At 56.1% G+C, this 19,936-nt stretch carries 20 protein-coding genes; 3 read left to right on the top strand and 17 right to left on the bottom strand.

Features of this window, described 5'->3' with window-relative positions:
* Nucleotides 1-28: 28 nt before the first annotated feature.
* Nucleotides 29-961 carry a succinate--CoA ligase subunit alpha gene (gene sucD / locus NQZ67_RS14030; protein WP_257446680.1) on the bottom strand — a complete coding sequence of 311 codons (933 nt, stop codon included), beginning with the start codon at nt 959-961 and terminating at the stop codon, nt 29-31.
* Nucleotides 962-1,019: 58 nt separating this feature from the next.
* Nucleotides 1,020-2,180, bottom strand: coding sequence for an ADP-forming succinate--CoA ligase subunit beta (sucC, locus tag NQZ67_RS14025; protein ID WP_257446678.1), 1,161 nt, complete (start codon nt 2,178-2,180; stop codon nt 1,020-1,022).
* A 328-nt stretch (nt 2,181-2,508) separates the two neighbouring features.
* Between sucC and NQZ67_RS14020 the strand changes: the two genes are divergently transcribed.
* Entirely contained in the window at nt 2,509-4,074 is a 1,566-nt protein-coding gene (locus NQZ67_RS14020; RefSeq protein ID WP_257446676.1) for a YifB family Mg chelatase-like AAA ATPase, read from the top strand.
* Between the two features lie 25 nt (nt 4,075-4,099).
* Here the strand turns inward: NQZ67_RS14020 and NQZ67_RS14015 are convergent, their stop codons facing one another.
* The 7 genes from NQZ67_RS14015 to rplS form a co-directional block, all read right to left on the bottom strand.
* Nucleotides 4,100-4,471, bottom strand: coding sequence for a YraN family protein (locus tag NQZ67_RS14015; RefSeq protein WP_257446674.1), 372 nt, complete (start codon nt 4,469-4,471; stop codon nt 4,100-4,102).
* A complete protein-coding gene (locus NQZ67_RS14010; RefSeq protein ID WP_257446671.1) occupies nt 4,461-4,772 on the bottom strand; it encodes an EscU/YscU/HrcU family type III secretion system export apparatus switch protein in 312 nt (103 codons plus the stop codon). The genes NQZ67_RS14015 and NQZ67_RS14010 overlap by 11 nt, the downstream gene beginning before the upstream one ends.
* Nucleotides 4,769-6,742 carry a TP0910 N-terminal domain-containing protein gene (locus NQZ67_RS14005; RefSeq protein WP_257446669.1) on the bottom strand — a complete coding sequence of 658 codons (1,974 nt, stop codon included), beginning with the start codon at nt 6,740-6,742 and terminating at the stop codon, nt 4,769-4,771. Before NQZ67_RS14005 ends, NQZ67_RS14010 begins: the two co-directional genes overlap by 4 nt.
* 209 nt (nt 6,743-6,951) lie before the next feature.
* Nucleotides 6,952-7,572, bottom strand: a complete 621-nt coding sequence (gene rnhB / locus NQZ67_RS14000; RefSeq protein WP_257446667.1) for a ribonuclease HII — start codon at nt 7,570-7,572, stop codon at nt 6,952-6,954.
* 25 nt (nt 7,573-7,597) lie between these two features.
* Nucleotides 7,598-8,485, bottom strand: coding sequence for a ribosome biogenesis GTPase YlqF (gene ylqF / locus NQZ67_RS13995; RefSeq protein ID WP_257446664.1), 888 nt, complete (start codon nt 8,483-8,485; stop codon nt 7,598-7,600).
* A 15-nt stretch (nt 8,486-8,500) separates the two neighbouring features.
* Nucleotides 8,501-9,187: a signal peptidase I gene (gene lepB / locus NQZ67_RS13990; protein WP_257446663.1), complete on the bottom strand. Its 687-nt coding sequence runs from the start codon at nt 9,185-9,187 to the stop codon at nt 8,501-8,503.
* A 114-nt stretch (nt 9,188-9,301) separates the two neighbouring features.
* The gene (rplS, locus tag NQZ67_RS13985) at nt 9,302-9,643 is read right to left on the bottom strand and encodes a 50S ribosomal protein L19 (RefSeq protein ID WP_257446660.1); all 342 of its coding nucleotides are present in this window, start codon (nt 9,641-9,643) and stop codon (nt 9,302-9,304) included.
* Nucleotides 9,644-9,849: 206 nt separating this feature from the next.
* Between rplS and NQZ67_RS30630 the strand changes: the two genes are divergently transcribed.
* Nucleotides 9,850-10,437: an S-layer homology domain-containing protein gene (locus NQZ67_RS30630; RefSeq protein WP_371825304.1), complete on the top strand. Its 588-nt coding sequence runs from the start codon at nt 9,850-9,852 to the stop codon at nt 10,435-10,437.
* Nucleotides 10,431-11,294 carry a CAP domain-containing protein gene (locus NQZ67_RS13980; protein ID WP_371825303.1) on the top strand — a complete coding sequence of 288 codons (864 nt, stop codon included), beginning with the start codon at nt 10,431-10,433 and terminating at the stop codon, nt 11,292-11,294. The genes NQZ67_RS30630 and NQZ67_RS13980 overlap by 7 nt, the downstream gene beginning before the upstream one ends.
* A gap of 53 nt (nt 11,295-11,347) precedes the next feature.
* On the opposite strand, the gene trmD is transcribed toward NQZ67_RS13980, so the two are convergent.
* The 8 genes from trmD to smc all read right to left on the bottom strand — a co-directional run bounded on the left by trmD (nt 11,348) and on the right by smc (nt 19,902).
* Entirely contained in the window at nt 11,348-12,109 is a 762-nt protein-coding gene (gene trmD / locus NQZ67_RS13975) for a tRNA (guanosine(37)-N1)-methyltransferase TrmD (RefSeq protein ID WP_257446655.1), read from the bottom strand.
* A 2-nt stretch (nt 12,110-12,111) separates the two neighbouring features.
* The gene (gene rimM, locus NQZ67_RS13970; protein ID WP_257446653.1) at nt 12,112-12,636 is read right to left on the bottom strand and encodes a ribosome maturation factor RimM; all 525 of its coding nucleotides are present in this window, start codon (nt 12,634-12,636) and stop codon (nt 12,112-12,114) included.
* A gap of 102 nt (nt 12,637-12,738) precedes the next feature.
* Entirely contained in the window at nt 12,739-12,969 is a 231-nt protein-coding gene (locus NQZ67_RS13965; RefSeq protein WP_257446651.1) for a KH domain-containing protein, read from the bottom strand.
* A gap of 25 nt (nt 12,970-12,994) precedes the next feature.
* Entirely contained in the window at nt 12,995-13,267 is a 273-nt protein-coding gene (gene rpsP / locus NQZ67_RS13960) for a 30S ribosomal protein S16 (protein WP_257446649.1), read from the bottom strand.
* 38 nt (nt 13,268-13,305) lie between these two features.
* Nucleotides 13,306-14,691, bottom strand: a complete 1,386-nt coding sequence (gene ffh / locus NQZ67_RS13955; RefSeq protein WP_257446646.1) for a signal recognition particle protein — start codon at nt 14,689-14,691, stop codon at nt 13,306-13,308.
* Nucleotides 14,670-15,080 (bottom strand): putative DNA-binding protein, encoded by a 411-nt coding sequence (locus NQZ67_RS13950; protein WP_257446645.1) that lies wholly within the window; start codon nt 15,078-15,080, stop codon nt 14,670-14,672. Before NQZ67_RS13950 ends, ffh begins: the two co-directional genes overlap by 22 nt.
* Nucleotides 15,081-15,266: 186 nt before the next feature.
* Complete coding sequence (gene ftsY / locus NQZ67_RS13945) at nt 15,267-16,268, bottom strand: signal recognition particle-docking protein FtsY (RefSeq protein WP_257446643.1); 1,002 nt, start codon at nt 16,266-16,268, stop codon at nt 15,267-15,269.
* Nucleotides 16,269-16,326: 58 nt separating this feature from the next.
* Nucleotides 16,327-19,902, bottom strand: a complete 3,576-nt coding sequence (gene smc, locus NQZ67_RS13940) for a chromosome segregation protein SMC (RefSeq protein WP_257446641.1) — start codon at nt 19,900-19,902, stop codon at nt 16,327-16,329.
* Between the last annotated feature and the right edge of the window lie 34 nt (nt 19,903-19,936).

Genomic DNA, 19,936 nt, shown 5'->3' with positions numbered 1-19,936 from the left:
CGAAAGGTTGCCTACCTTACTGCTTTTCTTATTTATGCGTGATGCACTTCTCCAGAAGACCTTTCTCTTCCAGAACGCTTACCAGCGTGGAGCCCATCTCCGATGGAGTCGGAGCTACCTTGATGCCGCAAGCCTCAAGCGTTGCGATTTTCTCCGCGGCCGTACCTTTGCCGCCGGAGATGATCGCGCCAGCATGTCCCATGCGTTTGCCCGGAGGCGCCGTTGCGCCGCCGATGAAGCCTACAACCGGCTTCTTCATGTTCGCCTTGATCCACTCGGCAGCTTCCTCTTCGGCTGTGCCGCCGATTTCGCCGATCATAATGACCGCGTAAGTATCCGGATCATCATTGAAGCGGCTAAGGATGTCGATGAACTCCGAGCCCTTCACAGGGTCTCCGCCGATACCAACTGCGGAGGATTGACCGATGCCGCGAGTCGTCAGCTGATGAACCGCTTCGTAAGTCAAGGTGCCGGAGCGCGAAACGACGCCTACATGACCCACGGAGTGGATGTAGCCCGGCATGATGCCGATTTTGCACTCGCCCGGCGTAATTACGCCTGGGCAGTTCGGTCCGATCAGAACGGTTTTGCTGCCTTCCATATAACGCTTAACCTTCACCATATCCAGAACCGGAATGCCTTCCGTGATACAGATAACGAGGTCAAGCTCCGCATCTACCGCTTCCATGATGGAGTCGGCCGCGAAAGCCGGCGGTACGTAAATGACGGAAGCCGTAGCGCCGGTCGCATTTTTGGCTTCCAAAACCGTATTGAAAACAGGCAGGGAAACGATAGTTCCGTTCTCCAACGTAATGTCGACGTTCGTGCCGCCTTTGCCCGGCGTTACGCCGCCTACCATTTGCGTGCCGTAGTCGAGCGCGCCTTTGGCATGGAACATACCCGTTTTGCCTGTGATGCCTTGAGTGATGACTTTTGTATCTTTATTGACCAAAATACTCAACTTAACTCACATCCCCTGAATGAATTTCTACGCGTATATGCAGCCGTTTCCGTTCGGCTTATTTCACGAGTGCGACAATCTTCTGAGCGCCGTCCGCCATCGAATCGGCAGCCACGATGTTAAGGCCGGATTCGTTAAGCAGCTTTTTGCCGAGCTCCACGTTTGTGCCTTCGAGGCGCACGACAAGCGGACGGTCCAGACCGAGTTCCTTCGCAGCCGCGATAACGCCTTCCGCGATAACGTCGCAGCGCATGATGCCGCCGAAAATGTTGACGAAAATGCCTTTTACTTTCTCGTCGGACAGGATGATCTTGAACGCTTCGGTTACTTTCTCTTTCGTAGCGCCGCCCCCTACGTCGAGGAAGTTGGCAGGGTCGCCGCCGTAGTATTTGATAATGTCCATAGTCGCCATCGCAAGACCTGCGCCGTTAACCATGCAGCCGATGTTTCCGTCGAGGGCGATGTAGCTAAGATCGTATTTGGACGCTTCGATTTCTTTGGCGTCTTCTTCTTCCAGGTCGCGCAGCTCGATAATGTCCTTTTGGCGGTACAGCGCGTTGGAGTCGAAATTCAGCTTCGCGTCAAGCGCCATAACGTTGCCGTCGCCGGTAACGACTAGAGGGTTGATCTCCGCGATGGAGCAGTCTTTCTCGACGAAAGCCGTGTACAGAGCCAGCATGAATTTCACCGCTTTGTTTACGAGCTCGCCCGGAATATTGATCGCGTAGGCCAGCTTGCGCGCTTGGAACGCCTGCATGCCGACAGCCGGATCGATGACTTCTTTGAAGATTTTCTCAGGGGAATGCTCGGCTACCTCTTCGATCTCCGTGCCGCCCTCTTCGGACGCCATCATTACAACGCGGCCAGTGCCGCGGTCAAGAACGACGCCAATATAATATTCTTTCTTAATATCGCAGCCTTGCTCGATCAGAAGGCGCTTCACTTCTTTTCCTTCCGGCCCTGTTTGGTGAGTTACGAGCACTTTGCCCAAAATTTCGCTGGCGTAGGCGCGCACTTCGTCCAGGTTTTTCGCGACTTTGACGCCGCCCGCTTTGCCGCGTCCGCCCGCGTGAATTTGCGCTTTCACGACGACGACCGGCGTTCCAAGCGATTCCGCTGCCGCAACGGCTTCGTCAACGGAGAACGCTACCTTGCCCTCCGGCACGACTACCCCGTATTGCTTCAGTACCGCTTTCCCTTGATACTCATGGATATTCATTGTTGAAATCCTCCATTTCACAGACTCGAATCAGTCATATGTACACAAACCTTTATCATTGTAGCACTTTTGCTTGTCCAAATCCTTAATTTTCTGTTTGAAAGCGCAAGCTTTTTTGATATGGGTTTCATCTCAAAATGAGATTAAACCCCGCCACGACAACTAGTATGACCCAACCTTTGCCTTTTAATCGCCGAATTCCGATCCGTTTGACAGAACCTTTTTGAGGAGCTACTATATAGGCAATAACAAAATGAAATTCATCATTTTCAGTGAGGAAGCACCTTCTGAATGGTCGTCGTTAACCATTCCTTCGGAGGTGTTTTTTTTGTTTAGTTTTACGCATAGCGCAAGCGTGATGGGCGTCGAAGGCCGAGGCATTTCCGTCGAGGTCGACATCAGCAGCGGCTTGCCCCAAGTGAACGTAGTTGGTCTTCCGGATCCGGCCGTCCGGGAATCCGTCGAGCGGGTCCGCGCAGCAATCAAGAACTGCGGCTTTACGTTCCCCATGGATCGCATCACCGTTAATCTCGCGCCGGCCGATCTGAGGAAGGAAGGGACCGCCTTCGACCTTGCCATAGCGGCGGGCATTCTGACCGCGAGCGGACAGCTTGAGCCCTCGCTGCTCGAGGGAGTGCTGCTGATCGGCGAATTGTCCCTGGACGGCGGGATTCGCCCCGTGACGGGCGTGCTCGCCATGATGGAGCAAGCGCAGAGGAAGGGCATGAAGCGAGTCCTGCTGCCGACGGGAAACCGGAAGGAAGCCGCGTGGATATCCGGCATCGAGGTTTTTGCCGTGACTCACCTTCGAGAGCTTAAAGCTCGACCCGAGAGCGGCGTTTCGTTCTGGGAGCGATTTGCCGGGGAAGCATCGGGTTCCGCGTCTGCCAGCGATACGCATAGCATGGCTTGCCCGCCGCTCAAGGAGCAAGAGGATTTCGCCGACATTATCGGTCAGCATCAGGCGAAACGAGCCATGCTTATCGCCGCCGCCGGCAAACACAACATCTTGCTGAGCGGCCCGCCTGGAACCGGTAAAACAATGATGATTCGCCGACTGCCCGGCATTCTTCCGCCCCTGACCGAGCAAGAGGCGTTGGAAGTGACCAAAATATACAGCGTGGCCGGCAAGCTGCCGGACGGGGCTGGCGGTCTCATGCAGCATCCCCCGTTCCGCGCCCCCCATCATAGCATCTCAACTGGCGGTCTGATTGGGGGAGGCACGATACCGAAGCCTGGCGAGGTGACGCTTGCGCATCGCGGAGTCCTGTACCTGGACGAGCTGCCGGAGTTCCCCCGCATGGTCCTCGAGCTTCTCCGACAACCGCTCGAAGACCGCGTCGTCACGATCGCCAGAGCGAGGGCTACGATTCAATTCCCTGCCAGCATCATGCTGGCCGCTTCGTTCAACCCTTGCCCTTGCGGATATTTCGGGCATGAATTCGGCGAGAAACGATGCACTTGCAGCCCCGCTGCGATTGCCAGATATCGTTCCAAGCTTTCCGGCCCCCTGCTCGATCGGCTGGATCTGCAGCTGGAGGTGCCGAGGCCGGCCACGTTCGAACGGGAACGGAACGGAGCATGCTTGACCACGTCGGAGCTGAGAGCCCAAGTCGCGAGGGCGCGCCTTATTCAAGCGGTGCGCAACCAAGCATACGGCGTCGCGTGCAACAGCGAGCTGACGGGGGAAGGCCTGCGGCGCGCGGCAGCGCTGAAGCCGGATGCCCGCAGGCTCATGGACAATGCCTTTGAGCAGCTCGGCATTAGCATGCGCGCCCATGACCGCCTGCTGAAGCTTGCTAGGACGATTGCGGATATCGAAGAGAACGACTCGGTCGAGAGCGATCATGTCGCGGAAGCGATTCAATACAGGCGGCTTGATCTGAAGCTATAGCCAAGCACGACAAAGCCGCATTCCATCAGAATGCGGCTTCGTAATGCTTATATTCCTGAACCACGCCTGAGGCATCGATCGTTACGGCGATGACATCGAATCGGATGAACGCGTCGCGCTGCATGGTCTTCGCGAGATAGGACTGCGCTACGCTTCGAACTTGCATTTGCTTCCTCGCGTCCACGGACTCGGCGGCCGTGCCGAAACGGCCGGAAGAGGCCGCGCTTCTTGCTCTAACCTCGATGAAGACGAGCCTGTCGCCGTCGCGCGCGATCAAATCCAGCTCGCCTGCCCGCGACCTCCAGTTCGCTTCGAGAATATGATAGCCTTGCGTCTCCAACCTGCGCCGCGCTTCCGCCTCCCCCGCGCTGCCAAGCCTCCTGCGGCTATCGGCCATCTTGAAGCTCCTTCGCCCTTCGGTCGGAGCGATAGACAAAGCTTAAAATCTCGGCGACCAGCACATAAAGCTCCGGCGGAATTTCCTGATCGACATCCAGCTTGGACAGCACTTCGACGAGCGATGCGTCCTCTTGGACCGGCACGCCGCTGTCCTTCGCCTTCTCAAGGATGCGGTCGGCCAGATAGCCCTGGCCTTTGGCGACGACGACCGGAGCTCCCCGATCGCCCGGTTCATACTTGAGCGCAACGGCTTTCCTTGGCAGCGTTACCCTATCCGTCTCTTCATGATGCGGCTTCATGCCCGGAAATCCACTCCTTTGTAGCGCGTTGACGCGAATTGAGATAGATCGGGAGGACTTTGGGATTTGCCTTTGGACGGCTGCGCCACCGCTTGTTCTTGTTCCCCGCGGGTCGGCAGCGGCGTCGTCCGCAAGGAGGACAATTGATAGCCCGTTTCTTGCAGTCTCTCCGCGATATCGGTCCGCGAGCTCTCGACAAGCTCGGAAATGGCCGGATGATCATTCCATATATTCAGGCTTACGATCTTGTCCGCGACATTCACGTCCACGAGCGTATCCCCTAGAGATGACATCGTGAGATTAAAAAGGAGCCTGCAGTTCTCGGCGTCGAGCTCTCCGCGCTTGCCCCGCCTTGTCTGAATGTGGACAGAAGCCGTCGACTCTCCGTCCGCGTTCTGAAAAGGAATGAACATCGTAACATGCGTGAAGACGGAGTTGTTCCGTTCGGGCGTTAATAGCAGCTGCTGGCCCGTAATTTGATTCACCATCTGCTGAGCTGTTTCCTTTAATGCCTGAGGCGTATCACCGGCACTGATCAGAGATAACAGAGCGCTTTTCAAGGATTCAGCTTGGTTTCCGGCACTTACACTTGCTCCAGCTCCAACCGGCGCATCCGGTTGCGTGCTTATTTCCGCCATAGCCATCAGCTGCCCTGGCAAGGCGAACGCCCCGGCCGACACGGCCTGGCGCGCTCCGAGCTCAGAGCCCTGCACATTCCCTGATGCCGCCGCTGAAGCGGTTGGACCGCCAGCAGGAGCTTCCCCCTTCACGTTAGCGTTCTGGGTGGGCGTGTTTGCTGCTTTTTGCGGTTCAGGTGCCGCAACGGCCTTCCGTTCGCCCCCGCCGGAGGTCAGCTCCTCTTGCGCATTACCCGTGGCGCGCGTCATTTGCGTTCGATTAACTGCTTCTTGATCCGGCGCATCCGCAGCCGGAGCTCCGTTCGCGCTCAACGTTTCCGCATGCGGAGACGGCGTTGCCGTTGCGGCTTTCGCCAGCTGATGCTCATGATCCACGCCCATCCATTTCATCATGCCGCTCAGCCAGTTCGCGGAGCCGCTCCCAGTGGTAAGAACCGGCTTCGCTGCTCCATTTGCGGCAGTTTGTCCGGATTCATTAGCGGCCGGCGGCCGGCCCTCCTCTTGATTTCCGGTTCCCGCAATAGCAGCCTTCACGACTTCTTTTGCGCCGCCGTGATTAACGTCCGTTACCGCAATTGGAACGGTCCCCGAAGCTTTGACCGGCGGAGCTGGTTGTTCGGGCTCTTGGGAAGCAAATCCACCTCGCAGCATCGCGGCACCTTGCTCCAGCAGCGCCAAAACCCGGTTCCCCGCCGCCTGCGCCCCGCCCGCGCCCTCATCCGCAGCAGCCCCGCCCGACTGAGCCGACACGAATGACTTCAATTGGCTTTGCAGGGAATCAAGGAGCTCATGCACCGATTTACCGAACATCGTCTGACTCATGGAAGCAATTGTCGCCTGCGTCATGGGGAGTCCCCGCTTGAATGTGGCGGCCGCTGCCGTCATCCACTGCTCGAGATCCACGCCGGTCGGCTTCGCCAGCGCCGCTTCCTGGAACGCCTTGGCTGTCGTCCGGTTAAAAAGAAATCCTTCTCTTCTCAAATCCTTCACGATCTCGAGCGCCCAACGTTGGTCAGGCAGCCCCAGCATTTTCGCGAATTCCTTGAACGTATCGTCCATCAAGCCTGATTGGCTCGGGTCGACCGCTTTCATGACGATCAGCGAACCGTTTGATTCCGGCTGCACCTGCAAGATCGCGGATTGCCCGGCCGTTAGGGGCATTTCAAGCTTCGCTCGCACTTGAACCCCGTTAATTTGAACTAAAGCCTCATTATTGTCAAAGGTTTGCAGAACGACGCCTCTCACGACCTGCCCGACCTTCAATTCCATCGCCTTGACGTCACCGCTTGCGGATTCGCCCATCAAGCCGCGCATGATTTGACCGATATTCACTTCAGTAATCCCCTCCGTCGCGGCATATCATCTCGAGTTGTATATATTTTATATCGGCAATGACGAAGCATCCTTACAGTTAAATACCAGTAACATCCAGTCTATGTACGATCTAAATGATCAAAAAAACGCCTGGCACGCGACGACCGTCCCTGAGGGGCGTTCTTCGCCGATTGCCAAGCGTTTGATTTGCTGCATTGTCAAGAACCTTATGCTTCTAGCTCCATTTCAACCTCGCCAAGCAGCTTGCGAAGGAACGTCCTCCGATGCAGCGGACTGGCGCCATACTCAAGCAGCCGTTCCCGATGCAGCTTGGTTGCGTAGCCTTTGTGAATGGCGATCCCATATTCAGGATATCGAACCTCCCACTCGCCCAGGCACAGCCGGTCCCTCGTAACTTTCGCCATAATCGACGCGGCCGCGATCGACTGGCTGGTCGCGTCGCCCTTGATAATGGCTTGCTGAGGCAGCGCCAGATCTACCTTCTCCGCATCGACGAGCAGATAGTCGGCCGGCACGGCCAAGCCCTCCACGGCAAGCTTCATGGCCAGCCGGGATGCTTGCTTAATATTGATCTGGTCCACCGTTGCCGCATCCACATTAGCGACAGACCATGCGACCGCTTCCCGAGAAATCACGTCGTACAGCTGCTCTCGCTTCTTCTCGGAAAGCTTCTTCGAATCGTTAATCCCTTCAATCACAATCCCGGGCGGAAGAATGACGGCGCCTGCGACCACGTCGCCGAACAAGCAGCCCCGGCCTACCTCGTCTACGCCGGCTATCCGGGCATATCCTTGCGCCCAGATCTCGCGTTCCAACTCCAGCAGCATATGTACTCCCCCGTTCTCCCCTGACCTACACCTGGCGAACGGGCATATCGTCATACGGCGCTTCCAGCGTGATCCGGCCAAGCTTGCCTGCTCGCAAATCTCTCAATATAATGCCCGAAGCCTTCTCCAGATCAACGCGTCCGCCACCCATCAAGCAGCCCCGGCGGCGTCCGATATCCTCCATGATGCGGACGATTTCTTCGCTGTCCTCCGGATCCGCGGGCGCCTTGTCCAGCTCGTAACGCTCCTTCAGGCTCGGCCAATATCGTGTAGCAAGCTCGCGAACCGCAAAAAACGCGATATCGTCGACGTTCAATATTTGCTCGCGGATCGCGCCCGTCATCGCCAATCGATAACCGACAAGCTGATCCTCGAACTTCGGCCACAGAATGCCGGGCGTATCGAGCAGCTCCATTTCGGTTCCGACCTTGATCCACTGCTGGCCTTTCGTGACGCCCGGCTTGTCGCCTGTTGCCGCGATATTGCGGCCGGCGAGCCGATTAATGAGCGTAGATTTGCCTACGTTCGGTATGCCCACGATCAAGCCTCGGACCGCTCTCGGATTCATGCCTTTCTGAATCTGTCTCGCGATCTTCTCATGCAATATTTCTTTCGCTTTCACCGGAATTTCCTGAACCCTCGTGCCGGTCTGGGAATCCACCGCAACGCAGGTATGACCCTCGTGGGTGAAATAGTTCATCCACTGCTCCGTCGCTCTTGGATCGGCCAGATCCGATTTGTTGAGCACGATCAATCTCGGCTTGCCTTGCAAAATATCGTCCACCATCGGATTGCGGCTCGAGAGCGGCACTCTTGCGTCCAGCAGCTCGATGGCAATATCGATCAGCTTCAATTTGTCTTGAATTTGCCGTTTGGCCCGGGTCATATGCCCCGGGAACCATTGGATGGCCATACTTTCACCTCATGTCTAGTACCGATGCTTGATGAAGCTGAGCTTGTCGAGCGGCCAGAAGATAACATCCGCGCGTCCGACGATTTCTTCGTCCTTCACGAAGCCGATAACCCGGCTGTCCGTGCTGTTGCCCCGGTTGTCGCCAAGCACAAAAATCGTGTCTTCCGGCACCGTCGTCTCGGTTACGGATTCGTTAGGAAAATCTTTTTCCGTATTATAAAGCCGGCCTTCAGCGTGCGCAGCCTCGATTGCGTCTTTTATGTACGGCTCTTCGACCAATACATCGTTGATGTACAAGTCGTCCCCTTCCAAGCGGACTTTATCGCCGGGAACGCCAATCACCCTTTTAATAAACTTCCTGTCCTGCTCCGGCACGTCGAAGACAATGACCTCTCCGAACTTCGGCTCGCGGATGTCATACAAAATTTTGTTGACGATCAATCTCTCGCTTGTCTCGAAGTTGGGCTGCATCGAATCCCCGTCTACAATGAATGGCGAGAATAGAAATTGCCGGATAACAAAAACAAGCACGACGGCGATAACCAGCGCTTTGATCCACTCGACGATTTCTTTGTACGCTCCGCCTTCTTTCTTGTGCTTGGCTGAGCGGCTGAATTCATTGGCGGATCCTTGAAGGCTGCCGGTCTCGTTCGTTTCGTCTGCGGACTTCAATTCGTCCTCGTTGCGATGCTGCGATTCCATGATTTCGCCTTCTTTCTTGACAGCTTAATATGTAGGATATCCCAAACGGACGGCTTCATGTCGTTAAAAAAACGAAAAGGAGCTTGTTTGCGCAAGCCCCTCTTGTCATTTCTCTTAGCGAATCTCTTTAATTCTAGCAGCTTTACCGCGCAGGTTGCGAAGGTAGTACAGCTTAGCGCGACGTACTTTACCGCGACGTGCCACTTCGATCTTATCGATCTTAGGCGAATGAATCGGGAAAGTTCTCTCTACGCCAACACCGTAAGAAATTTTGCGTACGGTAAAAGTTTCGCTGATGCCGCCGCCGCGACGTTTGATAACGACGCCTTCGAACAGCTGGATACGCTCGCGCGATCCCTCGATAACTTTAACGTGAACCTTCAGCGTGTCGCCAGGGCGAAAGCTTGGAAGATCCTTGCGCAATTGTTCTTGAGTAATTGCTTGTACAATATTCATTCTTCGTTCAACTCCTTCCACCATAGACGTTCATGTAAGCTCCCGAGCTCTCCGAGTCGATCATTGCTTATAGCGGACCGTCCGTTCTACGAACAACATTAGAAATTTTACCATAGATATCAGCACAAATCAACTGGTTTCTAACGAAGACCAGCTTCATGTATACTGGCAAAGGATAGAATCAAATCTCATGGAGGTGTGCCAGCGTGCACGGAACGACATGCAACAAGAATGGCATCCATAAAAGAAGTGTTTTAAGGAGAACCATTTCCGCCCTATTATCGGTTATTCTCATCTTGTCCGTTTTCCCATCCGTTCATACCTATGCGGAGACAAATCCTGCTCCATATCGCGACACGGAAGGTCATTGGGCAAGCTCATACATTGCCTGGGCCGTGAAAGAAGATCTTGCGAACGGGTACGAGGACGGAACGTTCCAGCCGGACAAGCCGGTGACGGAAGCGGAGTTTATGGCGCTGCTGCTAAGGGCATACGGAGTCATGAGCAAATCGGACTCGGCGGGAGCAGCCTATGGTACATACCCTATTATGATTACGTTAACGGCTTGGGATGGCCCGTCAGCTACACGAACGACAGGGGCAGTTTCCTGCGGGGTCAAGCCGCATTGCTTATGGCAACGGCCGTGCGAGGCGAAACGTTATCGGAACTTGAAGCGATCCAATGGCTGCTTGATGAGGAAATTTCGAAAGGACGCACGTCCGCGACTGTTGAAGGATACGCGCCAAAAGGCGGAGTCACCCGTGCCGAGGCGCTCACGTTTATCTATATGCTGAAACAGCATTCCGCCAAGCTTTCGACGACGAAGCTGCCTGCGGCAGGCAATGGACTGTACGGTATCCAGATTGGCGATCCTATCGATAAACTCATCGACTTCAGAGGACAACCGGATCGAATCGACCCTAGCGATTACGCGATCAAATGGCATGTATACTCTGGTGGCGGAAAGTACGATCAATTCGCCATGTATGGTGTTCAAGACAATAGAGTAGTGGCTGCCTTCTCCCCTTCCCGAACCGGATGGAAGCTGCAAAACGGTCTTGCGAACGGCTTGACGCTCGCTTCCGCCAAGCAGAAAATCGGAGCGGTAACCGGAATCCAGCAGGACGATATCTATTATTCCTATGTAGCGGCCGGAAGCAGGACGTACTTATTCGTGGATACGATTGACCAGAACAAGGTAGTCGGCATCCTTCAGCGCAAGGAAGGAATTCCGTTAACGACGCCAAGGGACGGAAATCTCCGGGATGCGATGGAGCTTCAATTATTCGACCTGGTCAACGCGGAGAGAGCGGCAAGGGGAATCCCGGTCCTCATGTGGGACAAGCTCGCGAACAAATCCGCACGTTTGCATAGCGAGGATATGCGGGACAAAAATTATTTCAGCCACACGAACAAAGAAAACAAATCCGCCTTCGACCGCATGGAGGCGCAAGGCATTAACTTCCAGTACGCAGCCGAAAATATCGCGGCCGGCCAAAAGGACAGCTTTCTCGCTCATTATTCCTTCCTGAATTCCGAGTCGCACCGCAAATCGCTGCTGGACTCGAAATTGACAAAGCTGGGTGTCGGAATCGCGTTAGGCGGAAGCTACAAGCAGTATTATACCCAGCATTTTTATACTCCGTTCTAATCCATTCATCTCGCAAAACAAGGGAATGCAGCCTCCTTCGAAGCCGCATTCCCTTATTGTTTGTCCTCTGCCTGCTCCCGTGCCTGCTCGCTCCATTCCTGAAGCAGCTTACGCTCTTTCGCGGTGAGCTCCGCCCCTTCCAGCAAGTCGGGCCGGCGCTTGAGCGTCCGCAGCAACGACTGCTCTCTGCGCCATTGCTCGATTTTGGCGTGGTGGCCCGAAATCAGAATGTCAGGAACGGTCCATCCCCGGAATTCCGGCGGTCTCGTGTAGTGAGGATGCTCCAGCAAGCCGGTGCTGTATGAATCCGTAACGGCCGACGTTTCGTTACCGAGCACGCCGGGCAGCAGCCTGACGACGCTGTCGATGACGGTCATCGCCGGTATTTCCCCGCCCGTCAGCACATAATCGCCGATTGAGAGCTCATCTGTAACGAGATGCTCGCGAATCCGCTCGTCATATCCTTCGTAATGGCCGCAAATTAGCACCAAATGCTCTTCCCGGGACAGCTCCTCCGCTTTGCGCTGCGTGAATCGTTCCCCCTGAGGACACATGAGGATGACCCGAGGCTTCTTCCCTTCCGCTCCGACATGCAAGTCTTCCACGGCCGCGAATACGGGCTCCGGCTTCAACACCATGCCTCCGCCGCCTCCGTACGGATAATCGTCGACCGTGCTGTGCTTGTTGTTTGAGTACTTGCGGAAATTGATCGCCTCCAGCGATACAATCCCCTTCTCCTTCGCTTTACCCAGAATGCTGGCGCCGAAGACGCCCTCGAACATCTCGGGGAATAACGTCAACACATCGATTCTCATCGCTAGATCAACCCTTCCATCAATCGGACGGTGATCCGCTTGTCCGCCACGTTCACGTGAAGAACTACATCGTCGATGACGGGAAGCAGCAGCTGCTTGCCTTTCGCCTTCGGCCGCTCGACGACCCATACATCATTCGCGCCCGGACTTAGAATCTCGGAGATGACGCCCAGCTCTTCGCCTTCTTCGGTCACGACGGAGCACCCGATGATCTGGTGGTAATAATATTCGCCTTCATCGAGTTGGCCTTGCTGCGATTCCGATATCTTCAGCATCCAGCCTTTGAATTTCTCTACGTCGTTAATATTGTTGAAGCCTTCCAGCTTCAAGAAGTACACGTTTTTCTGCTCGCGCGAGCTCACGATTTTAATTTCGCGCGATTCGCCCGTCTGCTCGTTCATCAGCATGAGCTTGCTGCCCGGCGCAAACCGCTCATCCGCAAAATCCGTCTGCGGCAGCACCTTCACGTCGCCTCGAATGCCGTGCGTATTTACGATTTTGCCTACGTTAAACCATTTTTCGCTCATGGGATCAGCCTTTCTGTGCATCAATGTATCAATGTGCTTCCTCTATTATAACACGCAAAAAGGGTCAGGACATTCGTCCCAACCCTGCTGTCGTGCCGTCGGTTATGAAATAATATCGACGATGACGCGTTTATTCGATTTGACCGAAGCCGAGGTGACCACCGTGCGCATCGCTTTGGCGATGCGGCCTTGCTTGCCGATAACTTTACCGATGTCATCGGGGTGAACCGACAGCTCGTAAACCGTATTCCGCTCATCATCCTTCACGCCAACGCGCACTTCATCCGGATGATCCACTAAAGCCTTGGCTATGACAAGAATTAATTCCTTCATCACAAAGCCCTCCGCTATTCAACAGTTACTTCTGTTGTCTAAGCTCATGGAACTTCTTCAGAACACCAGCTTGGGAAAGCAAGTTACGAACGGTGTCGGAAGCCTGCGCGCCAGTTTGCAGCCATTTCAGCGCTTTCTCTTCGTCAATTGTGACTTGAGCTGGCTGAGCTACCGGGTTGTAAGTGCCGATCTCTTCAATAAAACGTCCATCACGCGGGGAACGGGAATCCGATACAACGACGCGGTAGAAAGGTGCTTTGTGAGCGCCCATACGTTTCAAGCGAATACGTACTGCCATTATCATTCACCTCCTTCAAAGAATACGGGATACGTTCATTAGAACGGGAACTTCATATTGCGGCCGAGCATGCCTTTCATGCCCTTAAGCCCTTTCTTGCCTTTTGGTCCCTTCGGACCCATCATCGACGAGAATTGCTTCATCATCTTGCGCATATCGTCGAACTGCTTGATCAACCGGTTCACTTCCACGATCGTCGTGCCGCTGCCGGCCGCGACGCGCTTGCGCCGGCTATGGTTCAGCAGCTCAGGCTTCTGCTTCTCTTCCTTCGTCATGGAGCGGACGATCGCTTCGATGCGGCCAAGCTGCTTCTCGTCGACCTTAAGATCCTTCATGCCGCCCTTCATCTTGTTCATGCCGGGAAGCATATCCATGATCTGATCGAGAGGTCCCAGCTTACGGACTTGCTCCATCTGCTCAAGGAAATCGTCGAACGTAAATTCCGCCGTGCGCATCTTGCGTTCCATCTCGGCGGCTTTCTCGGCGTCGATGCCGGCCTGCGCCTTCTCGATCAGCGACAGCATGTCGCCCATGCCGAGAATACGGGATGCCATCCGCTCCGGATGGAATGGCTCCAAGGAATCGATCTTCTCGCCCATCGCCGCGAACTTGATCGGCATGCCTGTAACCGCCTTAACGGATAAGGCCGCGCCGCCTCTCGTATCGCCGTCGAGCTTCGTCAGCACGACGCCCGTCAGCTCAAGCTGCTCGTGGAAGCTCTGAGCGACGTTCACCGCGTCCTGTCCTGTCATGGCGTCGACGACAAGGAGTACTTCATCCGGCTTCACATGAGCGTGAATCTGCTTCAGCTCGTCCATCAGCTCTTCGTCGATATGTAAGCGACCCGCTGTATCGAAGATGATGTAGTCGTTGCCGTTCTCCTTGGCGTGCTGCAAGCCTTGCTTCGCGATTTCCACAGGCGATGTTTGGTCGCCTAACGAGAAGACAGGCGCTTTGATCTGCTCGCCAAGCACTTGAAGCTGCTTGATCGCGGCCGGACGATAGATGTCGCACGCGACAAGAAGCGGCTTGTGATTGCCTTTCTGAAGCAGCTTCGCCAGCTTGCCGGAGGTAGTCGTCTTACCGGCGCCTTGCAGGCCAACCATCATAATAACCGTCGGCGGCTTATTCGCTTTCGCAAGCTTGGCCTGGGTCCCGCCCATAAGCGCGGTCAGTTCCTTGTTGACGATGTCGATGATGACCATGCCGGGCGTGAAGCTCTTGGATACGTCCAGGCCGATAGCCTGCTCCTTCACTTTGGCGATGAAATCCTTCACGACTTTAAAGTTAACGTCGGCTTCCAGAAGCGCCAGGCGAACCTCACGCATCGCATCGTTGACATCGGCTTCCGATACTTTGCCTTTGCCTCTCAGCTTGCTGAACACATTCTGCAGTCGATTGCTTAAGCTTTCAAATGCTGCCATGAACCCTCGCCTCCTTCCCTTGCCGTTCCTTCTGCCGACCGGAATCGTCCGACGGCTTCTATAAGGGACCGTTTGTCCCAATCATTCGTCACGATGGCCTGAATCTCCTGCTCCAGCTGCTCCGTAAACCGAACGAGCCGCTCGTGCTTGGCCAGAAGCGACAGCTTCTCTTCGTAGCTCTCGAGCGCGGCTTCGGCGCGTCTTATATTGTCATAGACGGCTTGCCGGCTAATTCCGAATTCCGAAGCAATCTCGCCAAGCGAGAAGTCATCGTGATAATAAAATGTAAGTATGGTGCGCTGCTTCTCGGTCAGCAGGCTCTCGTAGAAGTCGAACAGCAAGTTGATTCTTGTCGTTCGGGCCAAGGCATCCGGTGCAATCTCCTTCAACGCCTCCGCCTCCTTCACTTCTCCTTAAGTAAGACCGTCAAGGTAAATTCCTTTACAGCATTTCTGCAACGTCTCTTATCATACAGGAAGGCAAATGCCCTGTCAAGCAAATTACCTTGTCACCTTAGAATTGATCTTTCGATATAAAAAACGTTACGCGGACAAGACTCCGCGTAACGTCGATTTTTAGGCAGACGGATCCTGCTCTTCGGCTCTGCTGATCAGCCCCGCGAACAGCGCGTGAACGAATTGCTCGGAATCGAACGTCTGCAGGTCGCCCATTTTCTCGCCGAGGCCTACCAGCTTGACGGGCAGGTTCAGCTCATTGCGGATCGCGACGACGATGCCGCCCTTGGCGGTGCCGTCCAGCTTCGTCAAGACGAGACCCGTCACGCCGCTCTTCTCGCCGAACAGCTTCGCTTGGCTGAGGGCGTTCTGTCCTGTCGTCGCGTCAAGCACGAGCAGCACCTCATGAGGAGCGTCCGGGAGCTCGCGCTGAATGACCCGAAAAATTTTGTTCAGCTCTTCCATAAGATTCGTTTTGTTCTGGAGTCGGCCTGCGGTATCGCATAGCAGCACGTCTACCTTACGCTGCTTCGCCGCCTGAACGGCGTCGAACATGACGGCGGCCGGATCCGAGCCGGACGATTGTTTGATCACGTCAACGCCTACCCGCTGTCCCCAAACCTCGAGCTGTTCGATCGCTCCCGCGCGGAACGTATCGCCGGCAGCCAGAAGCACGTTTTTGCCTTCGCTCTTGAATTTATGAGCCAGCTTGCCGATCGTAGTCGTCTTGCCGACGCCGTTCACGCCGACGAACAGGATGACTGTAATCTGACCGTCCGGCGCCATGCGGAGCTCGGCGTGGTCGTCTCCGCGCAGCATCTCGACAAGCTTCTCGGACAAGACGGGCTGCAGCTCGGCGGCGTTCTCGATCTTCCGCTTCTTGACCTCGCCCCGCAGCTCGTCGATCAGCTGCATGACCGTGTTTACGCCGACGTCTGCCCCGATCAGAATCTCTTCAAGCTCCTCGTAGAACTCCTCGTCGATCTTCTTGCGGCGGGTAATCAGCTCCTCTACCCTCTCGACGAACGCCGTGCGCGTTTTGGACAAGCCTTCCTTAAATACGTTCGTTACCGCCTCCGTCTTGGAAGCGATGCTCTCTTTCAGCTTCTTAAAAAAACTCATGCCTGCCGTTCCTCCATCCTAACCGCCCATAGTTCAAACTCTATCTTATGCTCTTGCGCTAAGCCGACACCGGCTCGTCTTCCTCCAGCCGCACCGATACCAGCTTCGACACGCCGCCTTCCTCCATCGTGACGCCATACAGAACGTCTGCTTCCTCCATCGTGCCCTTGCGATGCGTGACCACGATGAATTGGGTCAAATCGGAGAATTCCCGCAAATATTGCGCGAATCTCGCGACGTTCGCTTCGTCGAGCGCCGCTTCGACCTCGTCCAGCACGCAGAACGGAACCGGCTTCACCTGCAGAATCGCAAAAAGCAGCGCGATGGCCGTCAACGCGCGTTCGCCGCCGGACAGCAGCTGCAGGTTTTGCAGCTTCTTGCCCGGTGGCTGGGCTACGATATCGATGCCCGTATCGAGCACGCGATCCGGCTCGACCATGATGAGATCCGCGCGGCCGCCGCCGAACAGCTTCGCGAAGACGACGACAAAGTGGCCTCGAATCGCTTCGAACGTGCTGCGGAACCTCTTCGACATCTCGTCGTCCATTTCTTTGATGACTTGATACAAAGCGGTCTTCGCTTCAATTAGGTCGTCCTTCTGCTCCGACAGGAAGTCGTAGCGTTCCTTGACGCGCTCGTATTCCTCGATCGCCCCGAGGTTCACCTCGCCCAGCGCGGAGATTTGGCGCTTCAGGTCGCGAACCTCGTTCTGCGCGCCGAGAACGTCCTCCGGCACCGGATACTGCTCCTTCGCCAGCTCGAAGCTGAGCTCGTACTCCTCGCTTAGCTTGCGCAATAAATTATCGAGCTCGACATCCTGTCTGTTCACGGCGATCTCCGTGCTTCGAATCTGGTCTTCGATCGCGCGAAGCTGCGCGCGCTGCTCCTTCGTCTCGCTTTCGCCTTGCTCCAGCTCCGCGATCCGCTGCGCCCTGGCCGACCGTTTCAAATCCGTCTGCTCGGCGCAGTTCGCTTTCTTGATCCGGAGATGGTTCAGCTGCTCGATCTGCGTGACGGTTTCTTCGCCGTGACGGGCGATCTCTTCCTCTTGCTGCGCGTATAGCGAGCGCAAATTCGCCAGCTCGCCCTTCGCGCGCTGAATATCCGAGCGGACGCGCGTGGCCTGATCCTCGAAGCTCAGCTTCTCCTGATCGGTCTTCGCGACCGCGATCTTGAGGTCCGTCAATTGCCCCTGCAGCTCTTCCTTCGCCGACTCGCTCGCCTTGCGGCGCTCCTCGGCCATGCGGATCGCTTCCTGCAGCCTCGCTTCGTCCTGCGTCAGCTGCTCCAGCCGCTGCTCGGCGGCCGCGGCAAGCTGATCGATCTGCTCCTGCTCCATCGTCTGGCTGCTGCGTTCCGAGGTGGACAGCTCGTTCTGCTCCGACAGCATCTTCGCTTCCGATTGCAGCTGCTGCTGCTCGGAGCGGATGCCTTGCTCGCGAATGCGGCATTGCTCCGCCTGCTCGCGGAGCTCCTCCATATTTTGCGAGCGGATGGAATGCTCCTTGCGCAGATCGCTTAAGCGGCTTCTCAGCTGAGCGACCGTGCCTTGAGCTTCCTTGATCTCCTGATCCAGCGCCTCGATCTGCCGGCCCCTGCCAAGAAGGCTCGCGCCTTTCTTCTGCAGGCTGCCGCCCGTCATGGAGCCGCCCGCGTTGACGACGTCGCCTTCCAGAGTGACCACGCGGTAACGGTACTGACAGCGCGAGGCAATACGGTTCGCTTGCTCCAGCGTCTCGGCCAGCAGCACGTTGCCGAGCAAGTTATTAACGATTGCCTGATAGCGCTCATCGCATTGCACGAGCTCCGACGCGACGCCTACAAAGCCTTCGACAGAGGCAATCGTGCGCTTATCGTTCTCCGGCACCATCCGGCCGCGTATAACGTCCAGCGGCAGGAACGTCGCGCGGCCCAGCTGACGCTGCTTCAGGAACGCGATCGCGTTCCTTGCCGTACGCTCGTCCTCCATGACGATATGCTGCAGCGCCCCTCCGAGCGCCGTCTCGACCGCGATCTCGATTCGCTGCGGCACGCGCACCAGCTCCGCGACCGCCCCGTGAACGCCTTCAATCCCGCCCGAAGTTCGGCGGGCTGCTTTCAGCACTTCTTTGACCCCTTGCATAAAGCCGTCAAGCGCGTCCTGCATTTCCTTCATCGTGTCGCGTCTCGAGATATGGCTGTCGAGTCGCTGCTCCCACTTGCGGATCGACGACATGACTTCGTCCATTTGCGAGGCAAGCGTCTTCACCGACTCGGATTCCTCGAGCATCTTGTTCCTTGTCTTCTCGAGCGCCCCAAGCGTCTCTGCCAAGGAAAGCTCGAGCGACTTCCGGCGCTCCTCGAGCTTCGCCTGCTGCTCGGCCCATTTGGACTCGTCTTCGCTGAGACGTTCCATGCGGCGCTGAAGCGTCTCTTTCTGCTGCGCGGCGTAACGAATCTCGTTCCGGTGCTGCGCCATGGCGCTGAGTACGTCGAGCAATTCGCCCTTCAGACGCTCCTCCGCGTCGACGACGGCTCCTCCCGCGACGCCGATCAGGTTCGCTTCCTCCGCGGCCAGCTTCGTTCGAAGCTCCGCGAGCTCCAGCTCCAGCGCGGCCGCGCGGCTCCGGAACTCGGCTTCATCCTTGGTTAGCGCGGCAATCCTCGCGTCCTGGGCCGCAATAGACTCCTCAAGCTGCTTCTTGTTCTGCTCCAGATTCCGCTTGCGCTCCTTCAACACTTCGCCAAAGCCTTCGCATTTCTCTACGTCTTCGCTAATTTGCAGCATGGATTCGTGAAGCTGATCGAGCGCCTGCTCGATGTCCCTAAGCTGCAGTCTATCCTGCTCCAGATGCGCGTCGTGCTTGCTGACGATCGTGGACAGCTGCAGCTGCTCGGCCGTCAGCTTGTCCAGCTTGCCCTTGGCCTCGGACCATGTCTGGTGCACCGTCTCGATATTATGTACGTACATCGAGATTTCTTTTGTTTTCAGCGTTTCCTTGAGCGCTTTGAAATGGATCGCCTTCTCCGACTGCTTCTTCAGAGGGCCGACCTGATCCTCCAGCTCCGACACGAGGTCGTGGATCCGCAGCAGATTCTGCTCGGTCTCGTCGAGCTTCTTCTGCGCTTCGCGTTTGCGCGATTTGTACTTCACGATGCCGGAAGCTTCTTCGAAGATGCCCCGGCGATCCTCGGATCGCGTGCTCAAGATCTCCTCGATTCGCCCCTGTCCGATGATGGAATAGGCTTCTTTGCCGATGCCCGTATCCATGAACAGCTCCGTAATATCCTTCAAGCGGCATGGCTGCTTATTGATCATGTATTCGCTGTCGCCGCTGCGATGCACCCTTCTCGTTACCGTTACTTCGTTATATTCGAGCGGCAGCGCGTTGTCCGAATTGTCGAGCGTAAGCGACACTTCTCCGTAGTTCACCGCTTTGCGCGCGTCGCTGCCCGCGAAAATAATATCCTCCATCTTGCCGCCCCGAAGGCTCTTGGCGCTTTGCTCGCCGAGCACCCACCGGATGCCGTCGGAGATGTTGCTTTTCCCCGAGCCGTTCGGCCCGACCACCGCCGTAATACCGTTTACAAATTCCAACTCGGTCTTATCGGCGAAGGACTTGAAACCCGCTAATTCGATCCTCTTCAAAAACATAGTTTGGCCTTCACCTCACCCAACATTGTACCAC

The sequence above is a fragment of the Paenibacillus soyae genome (assembly GCF_024623455.1).
Lineage (GTDB): Bacteria > Bacillota > Bacilli > Paenibacillales > Paenibacillaceae > Pristimantibacillus > Pristimantibacillus soyae.
This window is presented reverse-complemented; position numbering and strand designations above follow the sequence as displayed.

Bases quoted from the DNA above. Each gene is read 5' to 3' on its own strand.
- sucC (WP_257446678.1), bottom strand. From the start codon at position 2,180: ATGAATATCCATGAGTATCAAGGGAAAGCGGTACTGAAGCAATACGGG.
- NQZ67_RS14015 (WP_257446674.1), bottom strand. From the start codon at position 4,471: ATGGCCGATAGCCGCAGGAGGCTTGGCAGCGCGGGGGAGGCGGAAGCG.
- NQZ67_RS14010 (WP_257446671.1), bottom strand. From the start codon at position 4,772: ATGAAGCCGCATCATGAAGAGACGGATAGGGTAACGCTGCCAAGGAAA.
- rnhB (WP_257446667.1), bottom strand. From the start codon at position 7,572: ATGCTGCTGGAGTTGGAACGCGAGATCTGGGCGCAAGGATATGCCCGG.
- ylqF (WP_257446664.1), bottom strand. From the start codon at position 8,485: ATGGCCATCCAATGGTTCCCGGGGCATATGACCCGGGCCAAACGGCAA.
- lepB (WP_257446663.1), bottom strand. From the start codon at position 9,187: ATGGAATCGCAGCATCGCAACGAGGACGAATTGAAGTCCGCAGACGAA.
- rplS (WP_257446660.1), bottom strand. From the start codon at position 9,643: ATGAATATTGTACAAGCAATTACTCAAGAACAATTGCGCAAGGATCTT.
- NQZ67_RS13980 (WP_371825303.1), top strand. From the start codon at position 10,431: ATGCTGAAACAGCATTCCGCCAAGCTTTCGACGACGAAGCTGCCTGCG.
- trmD (WP_257446655.1), bottom strand. From the start codon at position 12,109: ATGAGAATCGATGTGTTGACGTTATTCCCCGAGATGTTCGAGGGCGTC.
- rimM (WP_257446653.1), bottom strand. From the start codon at position 12,636: ATGAGCGAAAAATGGTTTAACGTAGGCAAAATCGTAAATACGCACGGC.
- NQZ67_RS13965 (WP_257446651.1), bottom strand. From the start codon at position 12,969: ATGAAGGAATTAATTCTTGTCATAGCCAAGGCTTTAGTGGATCATCCG.
- rpsP (WP_257446649.1), bottom strand. From the start codon at position 13,267: ATGGCAGTACGTATTCGCTTGAAACGTATGGGCGCTCACAAAGCACCT.
- ffh (WP_257446646.1), bottom strand. From the start codon at position 14,691: ATGGCAGCATTTGAAAGCTTAAGCAATCGACTGCAGAATGTGTTCAGC.
- ftsY (WP_257446643.1), bottom strand. From the start codon at position 16,268: ATGAGTTTTTTTAAGAAGCTGAAAGAGAGCATCGCTTCCAAGACGGAG.
- smc (WP_257446641.1), bottom strand. From the start codon at position 19,902: ATGTTTTTGAAGAGGATCGAATTAGCGGGTTTCAAGTCCTTCGCCGAT.